This window comes from Deinococcus sp. Leaf326 (genome assembly GCF_001424185.1).
Taxonomy (GTDB): Bacteria; Deinococcota; Deinococci; order Deinococcales; family Deinococcaceae; genus Deinococcus.
In genome coordinates, this window is sequence record NZ_LMOM01000001.1 from 30,235 (window position 1) to 48,699 (window position 18,465).

The 18,465-nt window shown below is 69.5% G+C and carries 20 protein-coding genes; 6 read left to right on the forward strand and 14 right to left on the reverse strand.

Annotated elements, in window-relative coordinates; genetic code table 11:
• Positions 1-142 precede the first annotated feature (142 nt).
• The 7 genes from ASF71_RS00160 to ASF71_RS00190 all read right to left on the reverse strand — a co-directional run bounded on the left by ASF71_RS00160 (position 143) and on the right by ASF71_RS00190 (position 6,934).
• Positions 143-913, reverse strand: coding sequence for an ABC transporter ATP-binding protein (locus tag ASF71_RS00160; protein WP_056293075.1), 771 nt, complete (start codon positions 911-913; stop codon positions 143-145).
• Positions 910-1,746 (reverse strand): ABC transporter permease, encoded by an 837-nt coding sequence (locus tag ASF71_RS00165; RefSeq protein WP_056293079.1) that lies wholly within the window; start codon positions 1,744-1,746, stop codon positions 910-912. The genes ASF71_RS00160 and ASF71_RS00165 overlap by 4 nt, the downstream gene beginning before the upstream one ends.
• A gap of 1 nt (position 1,747) precedes the next feature.
• On the reverse strand, positions 1,748-2,692 hold the full coding sequence (locus ASF71_RS00170) for an ABC transporter substrate-binding protein (protein WP_056293082.1): 945 nt from the start codon (positions 2,690-2,692) through the stop codon (positions 1,748-1,750).
• Positions 2,693-2,826: 134 nt separating this feature from the next.
• Positions 2,827-3,993 carry a sulfate adenylyltransferase gene (gene sat, locus ASF71_RS00175; RefSeq protein ID WP_056293084.1) on the reverse strand — a complete coding sequence of 389 codons (1,167 nt, stop codon included), beginning with the start codon at positions 3,991-3,993 and terminating at the stop codon, positions 2,827-2,829.
• A gap of 90 nt (positions 3,994-4,083) precedes the next feature.
• Positions 4,084-4,791 (reverse strand): phosphoadenylyl-sulfate reductase, encoded by a 708-nt coding sequence (locus tag ASF71_RS00180; RefSeq protein ID WP_056294949.1) that lies wholly within the window; start codon positions 4,789-4,791, stop codon positions 4,084-4,086.
• 29 nt (positions 4,792-4,820) lie between these two features.
• Positions 4,821-5,360, reverse strand: a complete 540-nt coding sequence (gene cysC, locus ASF71_RS00185) for an adenylyl-sulfate kinase (protein ID WP_056293087.1) — start codon at positions 5,358-5,360, stop codon at positions 4,821-4,823.
• Entirely contained in the window at positions 5,357-6,934 is a 1,578-nt protein-coding gene (locus tag ASF71_RS00190; protein WP_056293092.1) for a nitrite/sulfite reductase, read from the reverse strand. Before ASF71_RS00190 ends, cysC begins: the two co-directional genes overlap by 4 nt.
• A gap of 300 nt (positions 6,935-7,234) precedes the next feature.
• Between ASF71_RS00190 and ASF71_RS00195 the strand changes: the two genes are divergently transcribed.
• A complete protein-coding gene (locus ASF71_RS00195; RefSeq protein ID WP_056293096.1) occupies positions 7,235-8,659 on the forward strand; it encodes a YdgA family protein in 1,425 nt (474 codons plus the stop codon).
• Positions 8,660-8,697: 38 nt separating this feature from the next.
• On the opposite strand, the gene ASF71_RS00200 is transcribed toward ASF71_RS00195, so the two are convergent.
• On the reverse strand, positions 8,698-9,165 hold the full coding sequence (locus ASF71_RS00200) for an RrF2 family transcriptional regulator (RefSeq protein ID WP_056293099.1): 468 nt from the start codon (positions 9,163-9,165) through the stop codon (positions 8,698-8,700).
• A gap of 61 nt (positions 9,166-9,226) precedes the next feature.
• Positions 9,227-10,081 (reverse strand): DUF1028 domain-containing protein, encoded by an 855-nt coding sequence (locus ASF71_RS00205; protein ID WP_056293102.1) that lies wholly within the window; start codon positions 10,079-10,081, stop codon positions 9,227-9,229.
• 52 nt (positions 10,082-10,133) lie between these two features.
• On the opposite strand from ASF71_RS00205, the gene pyrF reads away from it, so the two are divergent.
• The gene (pyrF, locus tag ASF71_RS00210; RefSeq protein WP_056293105.1) at positions 10,134-10,946 is read left to right on the forward strand and encodes an orotidine-5'-phosphate decarboxylase; all 813 of its coding nucleotides are present in this window, start codon (positions 10,134-10,136) and stop codon (positions 10,944-10,946) included.
• Between the two features lie 37 nt (positions 10,947-10,983).
• Here the strand turns inward: pyrF and ASF71_RS00215 are convergent, their stop codons facing one another.
• The 5 genes from ASF71_RS00215 to truD form a co-directional block, all read right to left on the reverse strand.
• Positions 10,984-11,634, reverse strand: coding sequence for a GDSL-type esterase/lipase family protein (locus tag ASF71_RS00215; RefSeq protein ID WP_162243066.1), 651 nt, complete (start codon positions 11,632-11,634; stop codon positions 10,984-10,986).
• Positions 11,635-12,098: 464 nt separating this feature from the next.
• Complete coding sequence (locus ASF71_RS00220; protein ID WP_235514110.1) at positions 12,099-13,694, reverse strand: helix-turn-helix domain-containing protein; 1,596 nt, start codon at positions 13,692-13,694, stop codon at positions 12,099-12,101.
• 189 nt (positions 13,695-13,883) lie between these two features.
• Entirely contained in the window at positions 13,884-14,360 is a 477-nt protein-coding gene (locus ASF71_RS00225) for a DUF3293 domain-containing protein (RefSeq protein ID WP_056293113.1), read from the reverse strand.
• A gap of 7 nt (positions 14,361-14,367) precedes the next feature.
• Positions 14,368-14,742 (reverse strand): hypothetical protein, encoded by a 375-nt coding sequence (locus ASF71_RS00230; protein ID WP_056293115.1) that lies wholly within the window; start codon positions 14,740-14,742, stop codon positions 14,368-14,370.
• Positions 14,739-15,842 carry a tRNA pseudouridine(13) synthase TruD gene (gene truD, locus ASF71_RS00235; RefSeq protein ID WP_156372524.1) on the reverse strand — a complete coding sequence of 368 codons (1,104 nt, stop codon included), beginning with the start codon at positions 15,840-15,842 and terminating at the stop codon, positions 14,739-14,741. The genes ASF71_RS00230 and truD overlap by 4 nt, the downstream gene beginning before the upstream one ends.
• 99 nt (positions 15,843-15,941) lie before the next feature.
• Here truD and ASF71_RS00240 point away from each other — a divergent pair, with 99 nt between their 5' ends.
• The 4 genes from ASF71_RS00240 (at position 15,942) to ASF71_RS00255 (ending at position 18,403) form a co-directional block, all read left to right on the forward strand.
• Positions 15,942-16,181 (forward strand): KH domain-containing protein, encoded by a 240-nt coding sequence (locus tag ASF71_RS00240; protein WP_056293121.1) that lies wholly within the window; start codon positions 15,942-15,944, stop codon positions 16,179-16,181.
• The gene (gene rimM, locus ASF71_RS00245; RefSeq protein WP_056293124.1) at positions 16,178-16,774 is read left to right on the forward strand and encodes a ribosome maturation factor RimM; all 597 of its coding nucleotides are present in this window, start codon (positions 16,178-16,180) and stop codon (positions 16,772-16,774) included. Before ASF71_RS00240 ends, rimM begins: the two co-directional genes overlap by 4 nt.
• 7 nt (positions 16,775-16,781) lie before the next feature.
• A complete protein-coding gene (gene trmD, locus ASF71_RS00250) occupies positions 16,782-17,618 on the forward strand; it encodes a tRNA (guanosine(37)-N1)-methyltransferase TrmD (protein ID WP_056293127.1) in 837 nt (278 codons plus the stop codon).
• 188 nt (positions 17,619-17,806) lie between these two features.
• Complete coding sequence (locus ASF71_RS00255) at positions 17,807-18,403, forward strand: LON peptidase substrate-binding domain-containing protein (RefSeq protein WP_056293130.1); 597 nt, start codon at positions 17,807-17,809, stop codon at positions 18,401-18,403.
• The last annotated feature ends 62 nt before the right edge of the window (positions 18,404-18,465 follow it).

The following is an 18,465-nucleotide window of genomic DNA, read 5'->3' on the forward strand; positions in this document are numbered from 1 at the left end:
GTGCGGTGCTTCCCTCTCCCAAGATGAGGTAGGGAGGGGCTGTGCAAAGTCCTAAGACCCCCTGTGATCCAGTTCGGGCCAGGGGGCATAGTGGAAACGGACGGCCGGATTCATATCCGCCGCCCGCCGGAGAACCGGGGCTTCAGTCCAGCGTGGCGCGCAGGGCCCCCACGGTCAGGTCGCGTGCCGGGGCGTCGAGGGCCACCTGACCGTCCTTGAGGGCCACCACCCGTTGCCCGAGGTGCAGGGCTTCTTCGAGCTGGTGGGTCACGAAGACCACCGTCACCTTCTGCGACCACCAGATGCCGAGCAGTTCGTCGGCCAGGGTGGTGCGCGTCTGTACATCCAGCGCGCTGAAGGGCTCGTCGAGCAGCAGCAGGCCCGGCTGCACGGCCAGCGCGCGGGCGATGCTCACGCGCTGACGCTGGCCCCCTGAGAGCTCGTGGACGCGACGGGTGGCGTAGTCGCCCAGGCCCACCAGTCGCAGCGCGTTCTCGATCCGGGTCTGGCGTTCGGGGCCGCGCAGGCGCTGGCTGTCGAGGCCGAACGCCACGTTACCGGTCACGGTCAGCCAGGGAAACAGCGCCGCTTCCTGCTGCACCAGGGTCAGCCGGGGGTCGGGGCCGTTGACGACCCGCTCGCCCAGCAGAATCTGGCCCTCCTGCGGCCGCAGGAAGCCCGCGAGCAGGGAGAGCAGCGTGCTCTTGCCGCTGCCCGACGGCCCCACCACACACAGGAACTCGCCCCGCTGCACCTGCAGGTGCAGTGGCCCGATGCCCGCCGCGCCCTGGCCGTCCCGGCGCTGGCCGTAGCGGTAGGTCACACCGTCGAGGGTCAGGCTGGTGCCCTGGCCTTGGCGCGGCGCGGCGGTGGGAACCACGTTGGAGGTCGGTTCGGGGGCCACGGCCGTCATTGTGTCACCTCCAGGCCGTAGTCGCGCCGCACCCGGCCCTCGACAGTGCGCAGCACGGCGTCGAACAGACCGCCGATCAATCCGATGATGATGATGGTCGCCAGGACGAGCGCCACATTGGCGGTGTTGCGCCCGACCTCGAGCTGCGAACCCAGGCTCTGCACGCCCGCGATGAGCAACTCGCCCCCCACCAGCGCGCGCCACGCAAAGCTCCAGCTCGTGCGCAGGCCGGTCAGGATATTGGGCACCGAGGCGGGCAGCAGCACCCGCAGGGTCAGCCCGGCCCCCCGCGCGCCCAGCGTTCGTCCGGCGACCCGCAGCGCAGGCGGAACATTGAGCAGCGCGCCCGATACGGCCAGCGCGATGGGAATGAACGCCTCCAGAATCACCACGAACAGGACAGCCTTCTCGTTGAGACCCAGGAACAGGATGGCGAAAGGAACGAAGGCAATGCTCGGCACGCTCTGAAGGCCGGTCAGGTAGGCCCCGAGCGTGGCCCGCAGCGGCAGCCAAGCGCCCATCAGAAGGCCGATGACGCCGCCCAGCAGCAGCCCCGCCGCGTAGCCGGTCAGGACCCGGCGCAGGCTGCCGCCGATGGCCGAGAGCAGCTTGCCGTCCTGCGGTCCGGTGCCCCACAGGCCGTAGCTGATCTCGGTCCACACGGCGCGTGGGCTGGGAAAGACGTAGGAGGGATAGAGCTTCAGGATGTCGGTCGCGAGCCACCATAGGCCCACGATGATGGCTAGGCCGATCAACTGCCACGCAATGACCTGCGCGCGGCCGGGACCACGGCGTCCTGGCCGCGAGAGGTCGGATTGAACACGGAACGTCACGTTACTTCCGGAAGAACGGCGTGAGATCGGGCGCGCTACGGGCGTATCCGGCTTCCACGTTCAGCGCCGAATATTCCTTCATGGCCTCGGGGTCGAGCGCAGTCGTGAACCGGGTACGCGCGAAGGCCCGCTGCAATACCCGCAGGTCGAGTTTCGCGCCGGTCAGCTTCTGGAGTTTGGCGTTCACGACCGTCTGCGCGGCGGCCGGCGACTTGGTCAGGTAGCTCACGGCGTCGGTGTGGGCCTTCAGGAACGCCGCCACCAGGGCCGGGTTGGCCTGAGCGAACTTGGCGTTCACGATCACGATAGCGGTCGGGTAGCGGCCGTCGCGCCACACGGTCTTCTCGGTACCAATCACGCGGTGGCCCTGGGCTTCGAGAGCCGCGCCCCAGGGCTCGGGCACGAGGGCGGCGTCCACCCGCTTGCCGGCGAAGGCCGCGATCACGTCGGTCGGGGGAATAGGCGTGATGGTCACGCTGCCGCCATCGGTCTTGGACTTGAGGCCTGACTCGTTTAGGATGTGCCGCAGACTGATGTCCTGCGTGTTGCCCAGGCTGGGGACGGCCACGTTCTTGCCCGCGAGGTCCTTGTACGTCTTGACCGTGCTGTCCTTGCGGGCGACGAGCACCGCGCCGGCTTCGGCCGCGCCGGCCAGGAACTGTACGGGCATACCGCGGCCCGCCGCGCTGATGGCCGGCCCCGGCCCGACATACGCGATGTCGATCTGGCCGGCGGCGAAGGCCTCGGTCAGGGTGGTGCCCGAGACGAACTCGCGCGGATCAAGTTTCACGTTGCCCAGTGCCTTCTGAAAGGTGCCGCGTTCGAGTCCCACCAGGGCGGGGGCGTGGGTCAGGTTGGGAAAGAAGCCGAGGCGGACGGTGGTTGCGGCCTGGGCCGAGGCGGCGGAGGCGGTCAGGGCAAGCAGCAGGAAAAGAGTCCGGTTCATGGGGTCCTCCATATCAAAAGAAATCAAGGTCACAAAGTGGCGAGGATAGGCCATCTTCCTCGCCAGCAGAGTGAGAGTCGTGATGTGAAGGTCAAGACCACCTGAACAGTGCGGGGACCAGGCCGGGGACGCGCTCAGTCGTGCGCGGTGTAGGCCCGGCGCAGCACCTCGGCGACGGGGGGACGGGTGAATTCGGGGGGCAGATTCTCGCCGGCGCGCAGCTTCTCGCGGACCTTGGTGCCGCTCAGGACGAGGTGATGGGAGGCGTCGTGTGGGCAGGTACGCGGGCTAACGAGCTGCCCGCAGGTCTGGCAGTAGAAGGTGTGCTCGAACTTGAGAATCTGAATCCCCAGTTCTTCTTTCGTGAAGGCTCCGAAGATGTCCTGGGCGTCGTAGGTGCCGTAGTAGCTGCCCACTCCCGCATGGTCGCGGCCCACGATGAAGTGCGTGGCGCCGTAATTGCGCCGCGACAGGGCGTGCACGACCGCCTCACGCGGTCCGGCGTAGCGCATGGCGGCCGGATACACGCTCAGGAGGGTCCGGGCCTGGGGGTAGTAGCCGCTCAGCAGGACCTCGTAGGCCTCCACGCGCGTTTCGGCGGGCACGTCGTCACCCTTGGTGGTGCCGACCAGCGGATGCAGCAGCAGGCCGTCCACGAGTTCCAGCGCGACCTTGTGCAGGTATTCGTGCGCGCGGTGGATGGGGTTGCGGGTCTGGAAGGCCACCGTTGAGCGCCAGCCGCGCGCCTCGATCACGGCGCGGACCTCGGCTGGAGTGCGGTGATGACGCGGAAACTGGCCGCGGGGCACCGTGAGCAGCGTGACCGGTCCGGCTAGGTTCACGTCTCCCTGGGCATACAGCGCCGCCACGCCCGGGTGCGCCGCATCCTCGGTGCGGTAGACCTCGCGGGCTTCGTACGCCTTGCGCGCTGCGTATTTCTCCTGCACCTCGATCAGCCCGACCGCCTCACCGCCGCGCGTCACGACCACCGTGCCGCTCAGGTTCCCGGCCTGTCCGGCGTCCACGGGCAGCGTGATCGGCAGGCTCCAAGGCGTGCCGTCCGCCAGACGCAGATGCTCAATGACCGACAGATAGTCCGCCTCGCCCAGAAAGCCTGTCAGCGGCGAATAGGCCCCCGTCGCCAGCATTTCCAGGTCGGCGTGCGTGCGGTCGCCGATCTCCAGGTGGGGCCGCCCGGCGAACTCGGCGGGGTCGGCGTGCCGGACGCCCTGGACGAGCGTGCCGCCCAGCGGCGCGGGCAGAAGAAGAGGAGCAGCAGCGGGCGTGGTTAGGATGGTCATGGTGGAATCCTCGAAATGTGACGGAGATTAATCTCGATGAAAAAGGTCAACTATTGCGGCCAAAAAAAGAGCTGGGGCAGGGGGCGGCGTCTAGAGCCTGCCCTCGCCGGCCCACAGGCCACACTCGGTCTTGCCCTGACCGGCCCAGCGGCCCGCGCGGGCGTCCTCGCCAGGACGCACGGCCCGCGTACACGGCCAGCACCCCACGCTGAGAAACCCGTCGAAGTACAGCGGATTGACCGGCAGGTCATGCTCGGTGGCGTAGGCCTCCAGCCGCTCACGCGTCCAGTGGGCCAGCGGGTTGACCTTGACGCGCGCGCCGGATTCGACGAACGGGATATCCGCACGGGTGCTCGCCTGATCGCGGCTGCGGGCGTTGAGCACCGCCGAGGGCGCGCGGTCTTTCAGATACCGCTGGAGGGGCGCGACCTTGCGGGCGGCGCAGCAGGCGTCGGGGTCGCTGGCATACAGCGACGGACCGGTCTGGCCGTCGTCAGGGCTGGCCCCCGCGTTCAGGGTCACGAACTTGAGTTCGGGGTAGCGCGCGGCGAGGCGGTCACGGGTCGCCAGCGTCTCGGCGAAGTGGTAACCCGTGTCGACGAACACCACCTCGCCCCGGTAGCCTGCGCGCACCGCGAGGTCGAGCAGCACCACGCCGTTGAGGTTGAACGCACTGGGCATGAGCAGGTCGGGATGCGCCGCCAGCGCCCAGCGGATGACCGCGAGAGGATCGGTCTGGGGGGAGAAGTCATTCGGACGACTCTGGGCCGGGTCGGGCGTCACCTGCCCGGCAGCCAGGGGCCGGTGGGGCCCGGAGTGCGTGGCGGTCACGCGCCCACCACCTCGCGGTCCAGACGCGCGAGCAGCTGCCGCAGGCCTTCGTGCACACTGATCTGGTCGGTGCGCAGGTGCAGGTCCGGCGCGGTCGGGGCCTCGTAGGGATCGCTGACGCCCGTGAAGTGCGTAATCTCGCCGCGGGTGGCCTTCAGGTACAGGCCCTTCACGTCGCGTTCGGTCACGACCTCCAGCGGAGCGTCCACGAAGACCTCCAGGGCGTTCGGCAGGTCGGCCAGAACTTCGCGCCGGGTGTCGGCGTAGGGGCTGATGGCGCTGACCAGCACAGTCACGCCGTGCCGGGCGAGCAGTCCGGCCACGAAGGCGATGCGCCGCACGTTGGTGTCACGGTCGGCCTTGGAAAAGCCCAGGCCTTTGCTCAGGTTCTCGCGCACGGCGTCGCCGTCGAGCAGTTCTGCGGCCTCGCCCCGTGCCAGCAGTTCGGCGTACAGGGCGCTGGCGAGCGTACTCTTGCCCGCGCCCGAGAGCCCGGTGAACCAGACCACGCGGCCCTCCTGCCGGGCCGCGCTCACGCGGTCACCAGAGTCCGGTCGGCGGCCAGTACGGTGTCGGGCAGAAAGCGCTCCTGGCCCACGCGATCGGCGTACTCGACGAAGCTCTCGCCCGCTTCCTTGTGGGCCTTGAAGTCGCCCAGCACGCGGTCGGTGTACTCGGTGAGGCGCTCGGCAGGCACGACGCCGCGCAGCTTGGTGCCGGTGCGCTGCGCCTGACCGATGCTGCCTGCGAGATGCACGTTGTAGACCTCGTCCTCGGTGCCGGTTTCCTTGTTGGTGCGGTTGGCGCCCATGAACCCCAGATCGGCCACCTGATAGCGCGTGCAGGCGTTGGAGCACCCCGTCAGGTTGATGACGAACGGCACGTCGAGGTCGCTGTGCAGCGGCTCGAGGACGTCGATCATGCCTGCCACACGCGCCTTGGTCTCGGTCAGGGCCAAGCGGCAGAACTGTGTGCCGGTGCAGGCGATGGTCGTGCCACGCAGCGTGGCCTTGGGGGCCAGTTCCAGCCGCTCCAGCTCGGCCACTAGGGCGTCCAGATGCTCGGTCGGCACGTTGGGAATCATCATGTTCTGGAAGGCAGTGGTACGCAGCATTCCGTTGCCGTACTTCTCCGACAGGTCGGCCAGGGCGCGGGCCTTGTCGGGGTTGATGCGCCCGACGGTCGTGGTCAGGACGACGTAGTTCAGGCCGTCCTTCTGCGGATTCACGCCCAGCACGTCGCTGCCGCCAAAGCGGGCCACCGGGGCCGGGGGACCGTCGCGCAACTGGCGGCCCAGGTACTCGGTCTCGACGATCTCGCGGAACTTCTCGACGCCGAGGTCCTTGATCAGGAACTTCAGGCGGCTCTTCTTGCGGTTCTGGCGGTAGCCGTGGTCACGGTAGGCGCCGGCGATCGCGCGGCCCACCTCGACCACCTCGCCGGGGGTCAGGAACACGCCCAGGCGTTTGGCGAGGTGCGCGACCGCGCCCAGGCCGCCGCCCACCCACACGTCGAAACCGACCTCGCCGTTCACCTCATGGGCCAGGAAGCCAATGTCGTTGATGAGGTGGATGCCCTCGAGTTCTGGCGTCCCCGTGATGCTGATCTTGAATTTGCGCGGCAGGTCCTCGAAGTCGCGGTTGCCGCTCAGCGTGCCTTCCATCGCGGCGGCGATGGGGCGCACATCGATGCGCTCACGGGCGTCGAGGCCGGCGAGCGGCGAGGCGATCACGGCGCGCACGGTGTCGCCGCACGCGCCCCGGGTGTGCAGGCCCACAGTCTGCAGCCGGTCCAGGATCGCGGGGATGTTCTCGATCCGCAGCCAGTGGAACTGGAAGGCCTGGCGGTCGGTCACGTCCAGCAGCCCGCGCCCGAAGTCCTCGGCGATCCCGGCCACCACGCGCAGGGTAGCGGCGCTCAACTCGGCGGTCGGCACCTTGACGCGCATCATCAGAAAGCCGTCTTCCTGGGGGCGCTGGGGGTACACGCCCGCCCATTTCAGCAGATCGAGCTTCTCGGGGTCGATGGCCCCGGCCGCCGCGTACTGCGGAATGAGGTCGAAGATCTCGAAAGGGGGGAGCTCTTTTTTCAGGGTTTCGATATCGGACATGGGATCGCCTCCGGCGCGGAAGATCGGGGTGCGGGGTGCTGCGGTGTTAGGACAGGGGAAGGCGGCGACAGCGCGGACACGGAGCGGGGGCGGGCGCAATCATTGACCAGAAAGGTAAACTATTCGATCCCTGCACACAAGGGCGCAGCCCTCCATAGCGACCGTCCACAGGGGTGATTGTCTGGATAAGCGGCGCGGCGAAGCCCCCCACAGATGACGGAACTTTCCTGACGCCGGAGCCGTACCCTGGGTCGAAACGTTCTCACTTGCCGTTCATCCCTGCCCCAGGAGGCCAACCAGATGACCCAGCCCAACCCGATCCGCACCCGTAAGGCCGCCGCCGCGCGCCGCCGCCGTTCTCCGTGGCCCGCCCTCGCGGTGGGGGCCGTACTCGTGGTCGGGGCCTATGCCGGGGCCACCGCCGTCTTCTCGGGCCGCGCGCAGGGCATCACCCAGGAGTTCGGCCGGGGGCTGGCCTCGCAGGTGAACGCCTCGGGCGTGGCCACCCTGCGCGAGACCGGCTACAGCAAGGGCCTGACCGACAGCACCCAGACCATGACCCTGACCCTGACCCTCAAGGAAACGGAGTCGGACGCGGGTAAACCCCTGACCCTGCTCATCATCAACCACATCCGGCATGGGCCGCTGCCGGGATTGCAGGGGGTGGGGCAGGCGACCGTGGACACCACCTTCCGCTTTGGCGATGCTGCGATGCAGGCCGAATACGACAGGCTGTTTCCCGGAGAAAAACCGGCCATTCATACCCTGGTGGGGCTGGCGGGCGGCACCGAGAGCCGCGTCAGCGTGCCGCAGGGCCAGACCACCCAGGACGGCCAGACGGTCGCCTGGAAGGCGCTGGGCGGCACGGTCCAGGTCAGCGGCAGTCGCGTGAGCACCGACATGAGCTGGCCCGGCCTGACCTCGGCGGGGCCGGAGGGCAAGACGGACTTCAGCGGGTTCAAGCTCTCGGGCACCACGCTGCGCAGCGGCCCGGACGACCAGCTCGGCACGGGCGACATGGCCTTCACGGCCGAGCGCCTCAGCTTTTCGGGCGAGGGGCAGGAGGTCTCGCTCGGCGGCCTGAAGGTGTCGTCCCAGGCCACCCAGAGCGGCAACTTCTACGACTCTGTGGTGAAGTACGGCGTCGCCGAGGTCAAGCTGGCCGGAACCGGCCTGAAAGCCGACCTCAAAAACGTGCAGCTCGACCTCGGGCTGCGCCACCTCGACCGCGCGGCGTTGCAGCGGCTCCTCGCCGTGTCCCGCGAGGCCCAGGGCAGCGCGGGGGCTGCGGATACGCCCAGCCTGACCGAGACCCAGAGCAAGGAGCTGGAGGCAGCCGGGCTGGCGCTACTGCGCGGCAATCCGAAGCTCACGCTCGACCGCCTGAGCGTCACCCAGCCGTCCGGCGAGATCGTGTTCACCGGCGAGGCCTCGGCCCAGCGGCTGGCCGACCGGCTCGCGCAGGGGGGTGCCGAGGACCTGCGGAGGATGGCGGCGGTGCCCGCCGCGCTGCTGGGCCTGCTCGACATCCGCCTCGAAGGCCGCGCGCCCCGGCAGGCCCTGGAAGATCTCGCGGGTCTGGGGGGTGGGGCGGGCGACCTGACCGGGAACATTGAGGCCCTGGTCGGCAACGGTTATGTCCGGGAGGAGGGAGGCCAGCTCTCGGCCGAGCTGAACCTCACGGACGGGCGGCTCACGCTTAATGGGCAGGCGCTGGGCGAGTAGGCGAATGGGACTGGGGCGCCGCAGCGGGCGCGGGCTGCCTACGCGCCCGGCTTGAGCAGGTGCCCCAGGCAGTGGCCGTAGCCCACGCCCTGCCGGGCGTCTTGCACGAGGTCGTCCACGCTGAACTCCTGGAGGACCGCCAGCATCGCGTCGCGCATCCGGGTATAGACGGTGGCGCGGACGTGGCAGCGGCCCTCCTCGGGGCAGGCCTCGTGCCAGTTCAGACTGATGCACGACAGCGGCGCTACGGGGCCGTCGATGGCCCGCACGACCTCACACAGCGAGATGAGCTGCGGCCTGCGCGAAAGCGCATAGCCCCCGCCAATGCCCTTCTTGCTCTTGACGACGCCCTTGGCCGAGAGCGCCGCGAGAATCCGCACGAGGTAGGGCCGGTGGATGCCGGTCGCCTCACTGATCTCCTCGCTGGCGATCCAGCGCCCGGCCTCCTGCAGCCCCAGGAAACCCAGCGCCTGAAAGGCGTACACGTCGGTGGCGGAAAGGCGCATGGGCTGAGTTTAGTGCAGGGGGCGTATGAGACGCCAACTGGCCCCGGGGCCAGCAGCGGCGCTACCGGCCGAACTTTTCCTGGAGATAGGCCAGGGCGGCCGGGTCCACCTCGCCGCCCGGCACCCAGCGTTCCTCCAGGTTCTCGGTGCCGTACAGCGCCCAGGCCGCCGCCTCGGTCTCGGCGTTCCAGGCGCCGCCGGGCAGCGTCGCGGCGTAGCCCCCGCGAACCAGCAGGGCGCGCAGCCAGCCCAGTTCGTCCGGCGTGAGGGGACGGGTCGTCTCCGGGCGGCCGAACAGGAGCTCGTGGATGCCCAGCAGCCGCTCCAGCTCGGCGCAGGGATCGGCGTGGTCGTCCGCGCGCAGATTGACCCAGTCGTCGTTCAGGCCGCTGTAGCCGCGCCCCGGCCCGGCGCACAGCAGCGCGGCCGACTGCCGTCCACGCCGGTCGCCGCCCGCCGCGTCGCCTGCCCGCAGCGCCGCGAGGAGCCGGCGGGGGAGAGGCTGGCCCTGCGCGCCCTCCCACGCGGCGAGCATGGCGTCCACGACCTCCGGCCCGGTCAGGATGTTGCCCTGAATCGCCACATCGGCGCGCGCCAGGCCCCCGGCCCAGGCGTGGCAGCGCTGGCCGGTGTGGGTCACAGCCCGGCCGTCCGCCGCCACCAGCCCGAACTGCCGCTGCTCGAAGCCGGTGTCCTGCGCGCCGAAGGTCGCGGCGACCTCCTGGGGCGAACGGCCCGACGCGAGCAGATGCAGGCCGTCCGGGCCGTAGTTCGGGTTCACGTAGCTCTGGGTCGCCACCGCGCCTACACCCACACGCACGAAGGGCACGAGTGCACCGACCGCCAGAAACTTGCTGGCGACCGCCACGCCCAGGTCGCCGGTCAGGGGATCACGGCCCACGATGGAAAAGGTCATGGCCGCAAGGTAGCAGCGCCCGGGCGGCGCGCACCGTGTTAGCCTCGCGCCGATGACTTTCGCCCAGGCCGTGACCGACCGCACCCGCCGCCTCCAGACTCGGCTCTGCGTGGGCCTCGACCCCCGCCTGTCGGAGTACCGCGACCTGGGCGCGCTGCGCACGCATACCCTCGACGTGCTGGAGGCGGCCGCGCCCTTCGCTGCGTGCGTCAAGCCGCAGCTCGCCTTTTTCGAGGCGCTGGGACTGCCGGGTTTCACGCTGCTGGAGGAGGTCTGTGCCCAGGCACGCACGCTGGGACTACCGGTCCTGCTCGATGGCAAGCGCGGCGACATCGGCACGACGGCCGCGGCCTACGCCCAGGGCTGGCTTGCCGGACCGCACGCCGGGGACGCCCTGACGGTCAATCCCTTCCTGGGGTTCGCCACCCTGACGCCCTTCGTCGAGGCCGCGCGGGCGAACGGCGGGGCCATCTTCGTCCTCGTCAAGACGAGTAACCCCGACCAGGCCGACGTGCAGGGCGGAGGCATCAGCGAGCGCGTGGCCGCCGAGATCGCCCGGCTGAACGCCCAGGACACCGGGCTGGGCGACGGCGACTACGCCGCCGTAGGGGCTGTGGTCGGGGCGACGCACCCGGGCGATCTTGCCCGCTTCCGCGACGCGATGCCGCGCGCGCTGCTCCTGCTGCCGGGTCTGGGCGCGCAGGGCGCGCAGGCGGCCGAGCTGGCCCCCGCCTTCCACCGGGGGGGCACCGGCGCGCTGGCGAGCGCGAGCCGCGCCGTGCAGTACGCCTCGGGACTGGACGTGACGGCCAGCCGGGAAGCGGCGCGGACGCTGCGTGACGAGCTGAACGCCGCGCTGGCCTGAAGGGGCGCTACCGAAAAGGGGAATCTGGCCGCCAGGATCAGCTTGTTTCCTGGTTGTTCTTCCGGAGCAGGAGGGCCCGCTCCAGCTGCGCTGGGTACGTCTCGTCCGAGTCGTCTGCCGCCGTCCGGAGCGGTACACCATAGGTCAGGCTGTCGCCGAGACAGACCACTCCCCTGGGCAGCTCTGGGGGCATCACCTGCAGGAAGGTCTGGGCGAGCAGGCGATTGCCCAATGCGGTCAGGTGTAACCCGTCGGTACTCATAGCCGGAGTTGGGCCTCCTGCTGCGTCGAGTGCCTGTGCGAAGTCGGCGACAGCCACCTGCCGTTCCCGGGCCACGGAGAGCAGCGCCAGGTTGTACCGGTCGATCAGATCATTCGGCGCCTCCTGCGGCTCGTTCGTCTGGTGCTGCGCCCTCAGCCGTTCCGTGTCGACATGGAGGACCGTAGCCACGACAGGCACAATGCCGTGTGCAAGAGCCTGATCGACCATCCAGGCCATATTCGCTGCGTAGTCGTCCAGGGAAACGAACGCGCCCGGATTCAGAGCGTCGTTGCCACCGAAATACAGCAGCAGCACCGAGGGCCGGACTTCCAGCACGGCAGACCTGAAACGGGCGCGCCCGTCTGAGCTGTTCTGGCCTGGGATGCCGGCGTTGATTACCTGTGGACCAGCCAACCGTGGCGACATCATCCGCATTGTCCCGTGCACTGACACAGCCCCGTGGGGGGGAAAGCGATGGATTCGGCCAGTAGAGGTCGACTGGACCGGTGATGCAGAGGGTCAACTTTCATTGAGGCTCTACCTAGGGAGGAAATGAGTGTAGACACTAAGGTTAGGCGCCTAAGACTCCGAGCGGCTGTGGTCATGTGTCCAGACTAGAGGGCCGGTTTCGCCGCACACTTGTAAAAACACGACAAGCCGACCCAGGCCTGTTTGCCACCGTAGCTCAATGATCTTCGACGAAAGTCCTGCGTGATTCCCTGATGGGCGCAGCTCTTCACTATCGGTTGGCTGAAACGGTTCTGGCGCGTGGCAACACACAAGGATAAGAGACGCCGTCATGACAAAAGCGTGGCTCGAAGGAACAATAGCAATGACGTGGATCCGTCGATAGAGTTCTTCCGAGAGTTTTATGACCGTGAGCACACGCCCTAGTTCAGCTCGTAATAGGCGTCGCGCGTGCCGTTGCCGCGCTTGACCAGCAGGCCGTCCTGCACCAGACGCCGAAGCACGCGCCAGGCCTGCTGGGTCTTGAGTCCACAGGTGTCGCGCAGTTCGGCGTTGCGCACCTGCCCGCGCTCGCGTGCCAGCGTCAGCGCGACCGCGCGGATCTCGGCGGTCGTCAGTGCGGAGGGGTCGGGGGTGGGCGCCGGGCGCCGGGGCTTTTCGGGAAGAGGCGCGGTGCTCTGAGCCGCTGGGGCCGGCTCGGGTGACGCAGGGGCACTGTGGGCCGGTGCCGGCTGACCCAGGGGTACCCTGCCCAGCGCCGCGCAGACCTCCGCCGTCAGGTGGTAGGCGATGCCGCGCCCCGGTCCCGCGCGGACGATCAGGCCGTGCTCCTCCATGCTGCGCAGCAGCCGGGGCGTGCGGTCCTCGGGCAGTTGCAGGGCGCGGGACAGGTGGGCGCGGGTCGCTTCGCCCTCGCGCGCCAGCAGGCTGAGCACGATGAGCATGTCCAGCGAGAGGGTCTGCATCTCTTCTTGCTTGCGCGACACGAAGCGCACGAATTCGGCGTCGAAGCCGGGGCTGTGCAGGGTCAGGGTCACCGCGTCGGGGTAGGTCAGGAACTCGGGCGGTTCCTTGCCGTGGCGCAGCATCAGGCTGAACATCTTGTCCACACCGACCCCGGCGCGCTCGACCAGCCCTAGGCGAGCCAGTACCTCGGCCAGCAGGGGATTTCGCCGCTTGGGCTGGTGGCGTAGGATGTTGCCCGGCGTGATGCCGCCTGTCAGCCCACCCGGATTCATGATCTCCAGCCGGTCGGGATAGTGGTGCACGTGCACCACGTCGCGCAGCGTGTAGTCGCGGTGCGTCAGGGCATTGAGCAGCGCCTCGCGGTACACCGCTTCGTCCTGGTCCCAGACCTCGATACGGAACAGGCCCACCTGCACGGGCGTGAAGCGGTTGCGTGCCTGGATGAGCTCCGCAAGCCGCGTGAGCAGTGCCGGGATGGGCCGCAGCAGGTCTTCACGGAACTGGAACTCCACGTCGGCGGTCGCGTGGTGGTAGAAGCAGACCTCTGACTGGGGCACGTGGGCCCGCAGCGCCGCCGGGGTGCCCGCCAGCAAAATCCCCGCCAGCGTGGGCCGCAACGCTCCGCCACTGGGCACGAGCAGCCCCAGTTCGCGCAGAAAGTCGAGGTCCGGCAGGTTCGCCGCGCCCTGGCGCCGCCCCAGCGAGCGCAGCCGCGCCACCTCGGCCGGGTCGAGGTCGGCCAGCGAGGCGTCGGGGGGCACAACCGCCGTGTAGTCCTGGTCGGCCACCGGCTCGCTCTCGGCGGGCGTGACCGGCACGAGGTGCGCGCCGTCCCAGGCAATGACCGCGCCGTCGGGGGCGGCCAGAACATAGGGCGCCTGCGGCACGAACACGGCCAGCACCCGCGCGCCGCCCGGCAGGCGGTGATGTTGCACGTTCACGGTCAGGCGTCCCCCCGAGAGCTCGAAGATGGCGTGCGTGACCATCAGGGGATGCAGCTCGCCTGCGTCGCCGTGGCGCCCGCCTGCCCGGCCCGCGCCGCCCTCCAGCATGTCCACGCCCACAAGGACCGTTCCGCCGCGCGCGTTCGCCAGCCCAACCGCGTACCGCGCCAGTTCCTGCGGGGTCACGTTCAGGGGCAGGTGCACGCAGTTCGGTCCCGGCGGCGGCAGCACGCCCAGCGGCGAGATCGCGTCCGGGGCGGGGGGCGTGGGGGGAAAATCGAACGTCACAATCGGGCACTATACCCGGTCCAGGTTGTCCGGCACCGGCCATAGGGGAACGGTCCAGCACCGGTCTTCCGCGGCCGGGCCATCCGTGCCTGGCCAGACGAGCGCCGCCCGCGCTCCCTGCCCCCATAGCGCCGCCGCCTGCTCAAATTCAGCTGCCCAGTCGCGGGCCTGGGTCCAGGACGCGCCGAGAACGATCAGACTCGGCTCGGCCCACTCGCCCTCACCGTTGACGCCATGCAGGAAGGCTTGCCCTTCCCAAATCACCCGCAGTTCCAGCCGCCGCTGATCGGTCTCGTTGGCGGCGCGGTCCCGCTGCGCCGCCCCTGGATTCCAGGCGGTCAGAATGGCCCAGGTTTCGCCGCCCTGCGCCCAGCTTGGCGGCGCGGCGCCCACGGCGGTCCGGCTCAGGCCAAGGCGCTCCCGGGCGGTGCCGTAGCTGGCCGCCAGAAAGACGGCGCGCAGTTCGTCCCGCCGCTCCGTGCTCATGGCCAGCTCAGGGCCGACTGACGACCGCCTGGGCCACGACCACGCCCTGATTCTGGAACTTCAGGGTCACGCTGACCTTCTGTCCCGCCTGGAACTGTCCGGCCAGGGCCACGCGGTAGGCCGAGTCGCCACTCAGGACGAGCAGGCCCTGCACCGGTACGCTGGTCACGACCGTACACAGCGGCGAGCAGCGCATCAGCCGTGCGCGGCCGGGGCCGGCCCACACGCCGGTCAGGGCGTCGCTGCGGGCGGCCGAGACCCGGCCCTCCAGGACCGCGCCACCGTAGGACGAGCGCAGGCTCAACTGGGTTTCGGGCGCCTGGAACGCCAGGGCGAGGCTGGACAGCAGCGACGCGAGTGCGCCCAGAGTGCGTTTTCTCATGACTCCTCCTGATCGGTGGTGGCCCCGTCGGCAGCGCCTTCGTCGGCCGGGCTGCCCGGCGTGTCCTCCAGGGCCGTGAAGTCCACGTCCGACTTCATGATCTCGCGCAGCACGCTCGTCGCGAAACTGCCCTTCGGGAGGGTAAACGCCACCACGAAACCGTCCTCGGTGGCCTCCACCGCCGCGTCCTCGGGAAAGACCCGCGTGAAGCGGCGGTCCCCCAGGCGCGACTGGAAGGCCGCCGGAGTCAACCCGAAGGAGGCCAGGGCCTCGGCTTCCAGTTCGCCTGCGTCCTGGGTCAGGGGCCGCGCCTTGCGGCCGAGGAGGGTGCCTGTCGCGCTGATCTCTCCGGCGGCGGCGCGCAGGGACTCGGCCGCCGCGTCCTCAACCAGAAAGACGCCGCCCGTCGCGTGCTTCTTCGCCATGTCGCCGGCCAGCACCGCCGCGAAGATGCCGCGTTCCAGCCGCAGGCTCAGGGCGGCATTGAACACCGCGCTCTGTACGCTGCTCGTCAGGAAGCGGCGCACGCGCGGGTCACGCAGCGCGGATTCGCCGCGCAGCACCCGCAACCCCTCCTCGGCGTTCAGGCCCCCCAGCCCGAAACGCTGCGGCCCGAAATAGTTCGGCACGCCGCCCTCCACCAGGGTGCGCAGCGTGGCCTCGGCCGCCGGGGCCTGCCCGGCCGCGTCCCGCACCCGCACCACGAACCGGTTGCCGCGCAGGTGGCCCATCCCCAGTTTGTTGCCGTGCCGGATGGTCTCCAGAATCTGCACGCCGTCCAGCGCGAAGGTGCCCAGGCGCGCCTCGTGCTTGGCGGGTACGCTCAGCCACTGGGTCGTGACCGCGTGCCGGTCCTTGAGCCCCGCGACCCCCACGTCGCGGTCACGCAGGCCGAGCTGCGTACACAGCTCACGCACGACGTGGGCGGTGGTGTGCCCGGTTTTTTCGACATGTAAGTAGAGGTGCGATCCCTCGCCCGAGAAGGCGTAGGCCGGCACTTCCTCGACCCGGAAGTCCTGCGGCTCCCGGCGCAGCGTGCCGCCGGTTCCCGGTCCCTCGCTCCGCTGCCCGAGGGCGGCCCAGTTGAACACTAAACTCACGATTAAGGCACCATACCGCCGATGCATTGGCCCAGGGTGAGAGCCGGGGCCCGCCCCCCGGTCGCCCGGCCGGGTCACGTCTCTACTACAATGCGCGCCATGAAAAGCGATCCGGCCGAATTGACCCTCTTTCTGGCGCAGTGCGTGGTGGACCAGCCCTCACTCGTGCGCGTGAGCCGGCGTGGGCCGACGGTCGTCGTGCGTGTCGGTCCTGGCGAGGAAGGCCGGCTGATCGGTCGTCAGGGCCGTGTGATCCAGGCGATCCGCACGCTGGTCCGCAGCGCCTCCGACCCCCGCGAGCGGCTGAACGTGGACCTCGACGCGCCGCGCAAGGCGTGAGCCGCCCCGGTGCTCGGGCGCCCGGTGAGGGCCCGGCCGACTCCACCCGTCTGGGCCACCTGCTCGGGCCGCACGGCGTTCAGGGGGGCGTCAAGCTGTACGTGCTGGGCGACCCCGCACAGGTCATGGCCCTGACACGGGTCTACGTGACCGGGCGCGGTTGGCTGCGGCTGCGGCGCACCGACGCCCTGGCTCCCGGCGTGGTGCTCCACCTCGCGGGGTTCGCGACCCGTGAGGACGCCGAAGCGGTACGCGGCGCCGAGGTCTACGCTGCCGACGCCGAACTGCCCGCGCTGGAGGAGGGGAGTTATTACTACCATGACCTGCGCGGCCTGCCCCTCGTGGCCCCGGACGGGGAGGTGCTGGGTGAGGTCCGTGACGTGTTCGACGGCGGACATCAGGACCTGCTGGTAGTCACGCACCCCGGCGGCGAGGCCTTCTTACCCCTCCAGGCGCCGTATGTGCTGATCGAGAACGCCGAGGGCCGTCCCGTGCGGGTACGGCTGGCCGAGGACGCTCCGGAGGGCCTGCTGGGCGATCCCGAAGAGAGTGGGCTGGGGGCCGGGGAAGCGGCTCCGGAGCGGGAGGCCTGAAGGGGCCATGCTCACCTTCTCCTTTCTGACCCTGTTTCCCGAACTGCTCGCGCCCTTCGCCTCGGAGGCCATCGTCGGAAAGGCGCGAGCACGGGGCCTGATCGACGTGAACCTCGTGCAGATGCGCGACTTCTCGGAAAACCGGCATCTCAAGGTGGACGACACGCCTTACGGCGGCGGCGCAGGCATGGTGATCCGTGTGGACGTGGCCGCGCGGGCGCTGGAGTCACTCTCGGTCCACCCGGACCGTCCGCCCCCCGACGAGGTCATCCTGTTCAGCCCGGCGGGCGAGCGCTTCACGCAGGCGGTGGCCGAGGAACTGGCCAGCAAGTCACACCTCGCTTTCCTGTGCGGCCGTTATGAGGGTTTCGATGCGCGCACCGAGGGTCTCGTGACCCGCGAGCTGAGCATCGGGGACTTTGTGATGATGGGCGGCGAGGCGGCGGCGGCCTGCGTCCTCGAGGCCGTCTCGCGCCTCGTGCCGGGCGTGCTGGGCGATGAGGCCTCGCATCAGGCCGATTCCTTTTCCAGCGGCCTGCTCGACTACCCCGAGTACACCCGCCCACCCGAATGGCGGGGCCAGGACGTGCCCGAAGTGCTGCGCGGCGGCAACCACGCGGCCGTGGCGGCATGGCGGCGCTCCCAGGCCCTGGCGCGCACGCTGGCGCGCCGCCCCGACCTGTTGCCTGCCGCAGGACTGACGCCGCAGGACAGCGCCGCACTGCTGGCTCTGGGTGCGTCGCCCACCGACCTACAGACGTGGGGCGCACCGAATCCTCCGGCATCCAGAAAACCCAGGCGTCACCGCTCTGCACAGGCACAGACCGGCGCCGACCCCGAATGAACGCGTGAGCGTCTGGTCACCGCCGGGCTGCCCGCGCCGGGGTCGCTGAAGCGCCGATCTAAAGGACTGGCCTTCATGAATCTGTACGAACAGATACAGTTCGACCGGTCAGAAGGTATCTTTTGGGGCAGTGTCCCTGTGGCGCAGGCGAGATGCTGAGTCCGGCGCCCAGGAGATCGCCTACATCCATGTCTGTTCCTCTGTTTCCTCTACCGAACGTCGTCCTGTTTCCGGATCAGCGCCTACCGCTCTATATCTTCGAGCCGCGTTACCGGGAGCTGCTCAGGCGTGTGCAGGAAACCGGTGAACCCTTCGGTGTCGTGCGGATCCTGCGGCCCGGCGCAGCGCAGGGTGAGGCACTGACGGGCCGGGTCTCTCCTGTAGGGACGTTGGCGCATCTACGCTGGGCCGAGACGCATGACGACGGCACGAGTTCGGTCGAGGTCGAGGGCGGCGAGCGCTTCCGGGTGCGGTCTTTCGACACGTCTCAGAGCTATCTGGCCGCCGATATCGAAGCGTGGCCGCTGGAACAGCCGGCGGCCGACTCGCAGGCCATATCCGGCGACAGCGTGCGTCTGCTCGCAGGACTGATGCGCGTCTACCCGCAGGAGGCCGAACTCATCCGCGAACATGCTCCGGCGGGCGCCCTGCGACTAGCAAGTTATGCGGCTGCCCTGCTGCCCCTGAGTGCCGAACAGCGGGAAGAGGCCCTCGAAGCTCTCAATCTCAGGGCGCGTATCGCGGCTCTGCTCGCGGCGTTGCCCCCGGCCCCCGAGCTGAACTGAGCCGGAACGTTCGTGTATACTGCCGCCTCGAAGAGGTGCCCAGTGTTCGACTACCGGGGCGC

Coding starts and splice junctions, on each gene's coding strand:
- ASF71_RS00160 (WP_056293075.1), bottom strand. CDS start 913: ATGACGGCCGTGGCCCCCGAACCGACCTCCAACGTGGTTCCCACCGCC.
- ASF71_RS00170 (WP_056293082.1), bottom strand. CDS start 2,692: ATGAACCGGACTCTTTTCCTGCTGCTTGCCCTGACCGCCTCCGCCGCC.
- sat (WP_056293084.1), bottom strand. CDS start 3,993: ATGACCATCCTAACCACGCCCGCTGCTGCTCCTCTTCTTCTGCCCGCG.
- ASF71_RS00190 (WP_056293092.1), bottom strand. CDS start 6,934: ATGTCCGATATCGAAACCCTGAAAAAAGAGCTCCCCCCTTTCGAGATC.
- ASF71_RS00195 (WP_056293096.1), top strand. CDS start 7,235: ATGACCCAGCCCAACCCGATCCGCACCCGTAAGGCCGCCGCCGCGCGC.
- ASF71_RS00200 (WP_056293099.1), bottom strand. CDS start 9,165: ATGCGCCTTTCCGCCACCGACGTGTACGCCTTTCAGGCGCTGGGTTTC.
- ASF71_RS00205 (WP_056293102.1), bottom strand. CDS start 10,081: ATGACCTTTTCCATCGTGGGCCGTGATCCCCTGACCGGCGACCTGGGC.
- pyrF (WP_056293105.1), top strand. CDS start 10,134: ATGACTTTCGCCCAGGCCGTGACCGACCGCACCCGCCGCCTCCAGACT.
- ASF71_RS00215 (WP_162243066.1), bottom strand. CDS start 11,634: ATGTCGCCACGGTTGGCTGGTCCACAGGTAATCAACGCCGGCATCCCA.
- ASF71_RS00220 (WP_235514110.1), bottom strand. CDS start 13,694: ATGCTGGAGGGCGGCGCGGGCCGGGCAGGCGGGCGCCACGGCGACGCA.
- ASF71_RS00225 (WP_056293113.1), bottom strand. CDS start 14,360: ATGAGCACGGAGCGGCGGGACGAACTGCGCGCCGTCTTTCTGGCGGCC.
- ASF71_RS00230 (WP_056293115.1), bottom strand. CDS start 14,742: ATGAGAAAACGCACTCTGGGCGCACTCGCGTCGCTGCTGTCCAGCCTC.
- ASF71_RS00240 (WP_056293121.1), top strand. CDS start 15,942: ATGAAAAGCGATCCGGCCGAATTGACCCTCTTTCTGGCGCAGTGCGTG.
- trmD (WP_056293127.1), top strand. CDS start 16,782: ATGCTCACCTTCTCCTTTCTGACCCTGTTTCCCGAACTGCTCGCGCCC.
- ASF71_RS00255 (WP_056293130.1), top strand. CDS start 17,807: ATGTCTGTTCCTCTGTTTCCTCTACCGAACGTCGTCCTGTTTCCGGAT.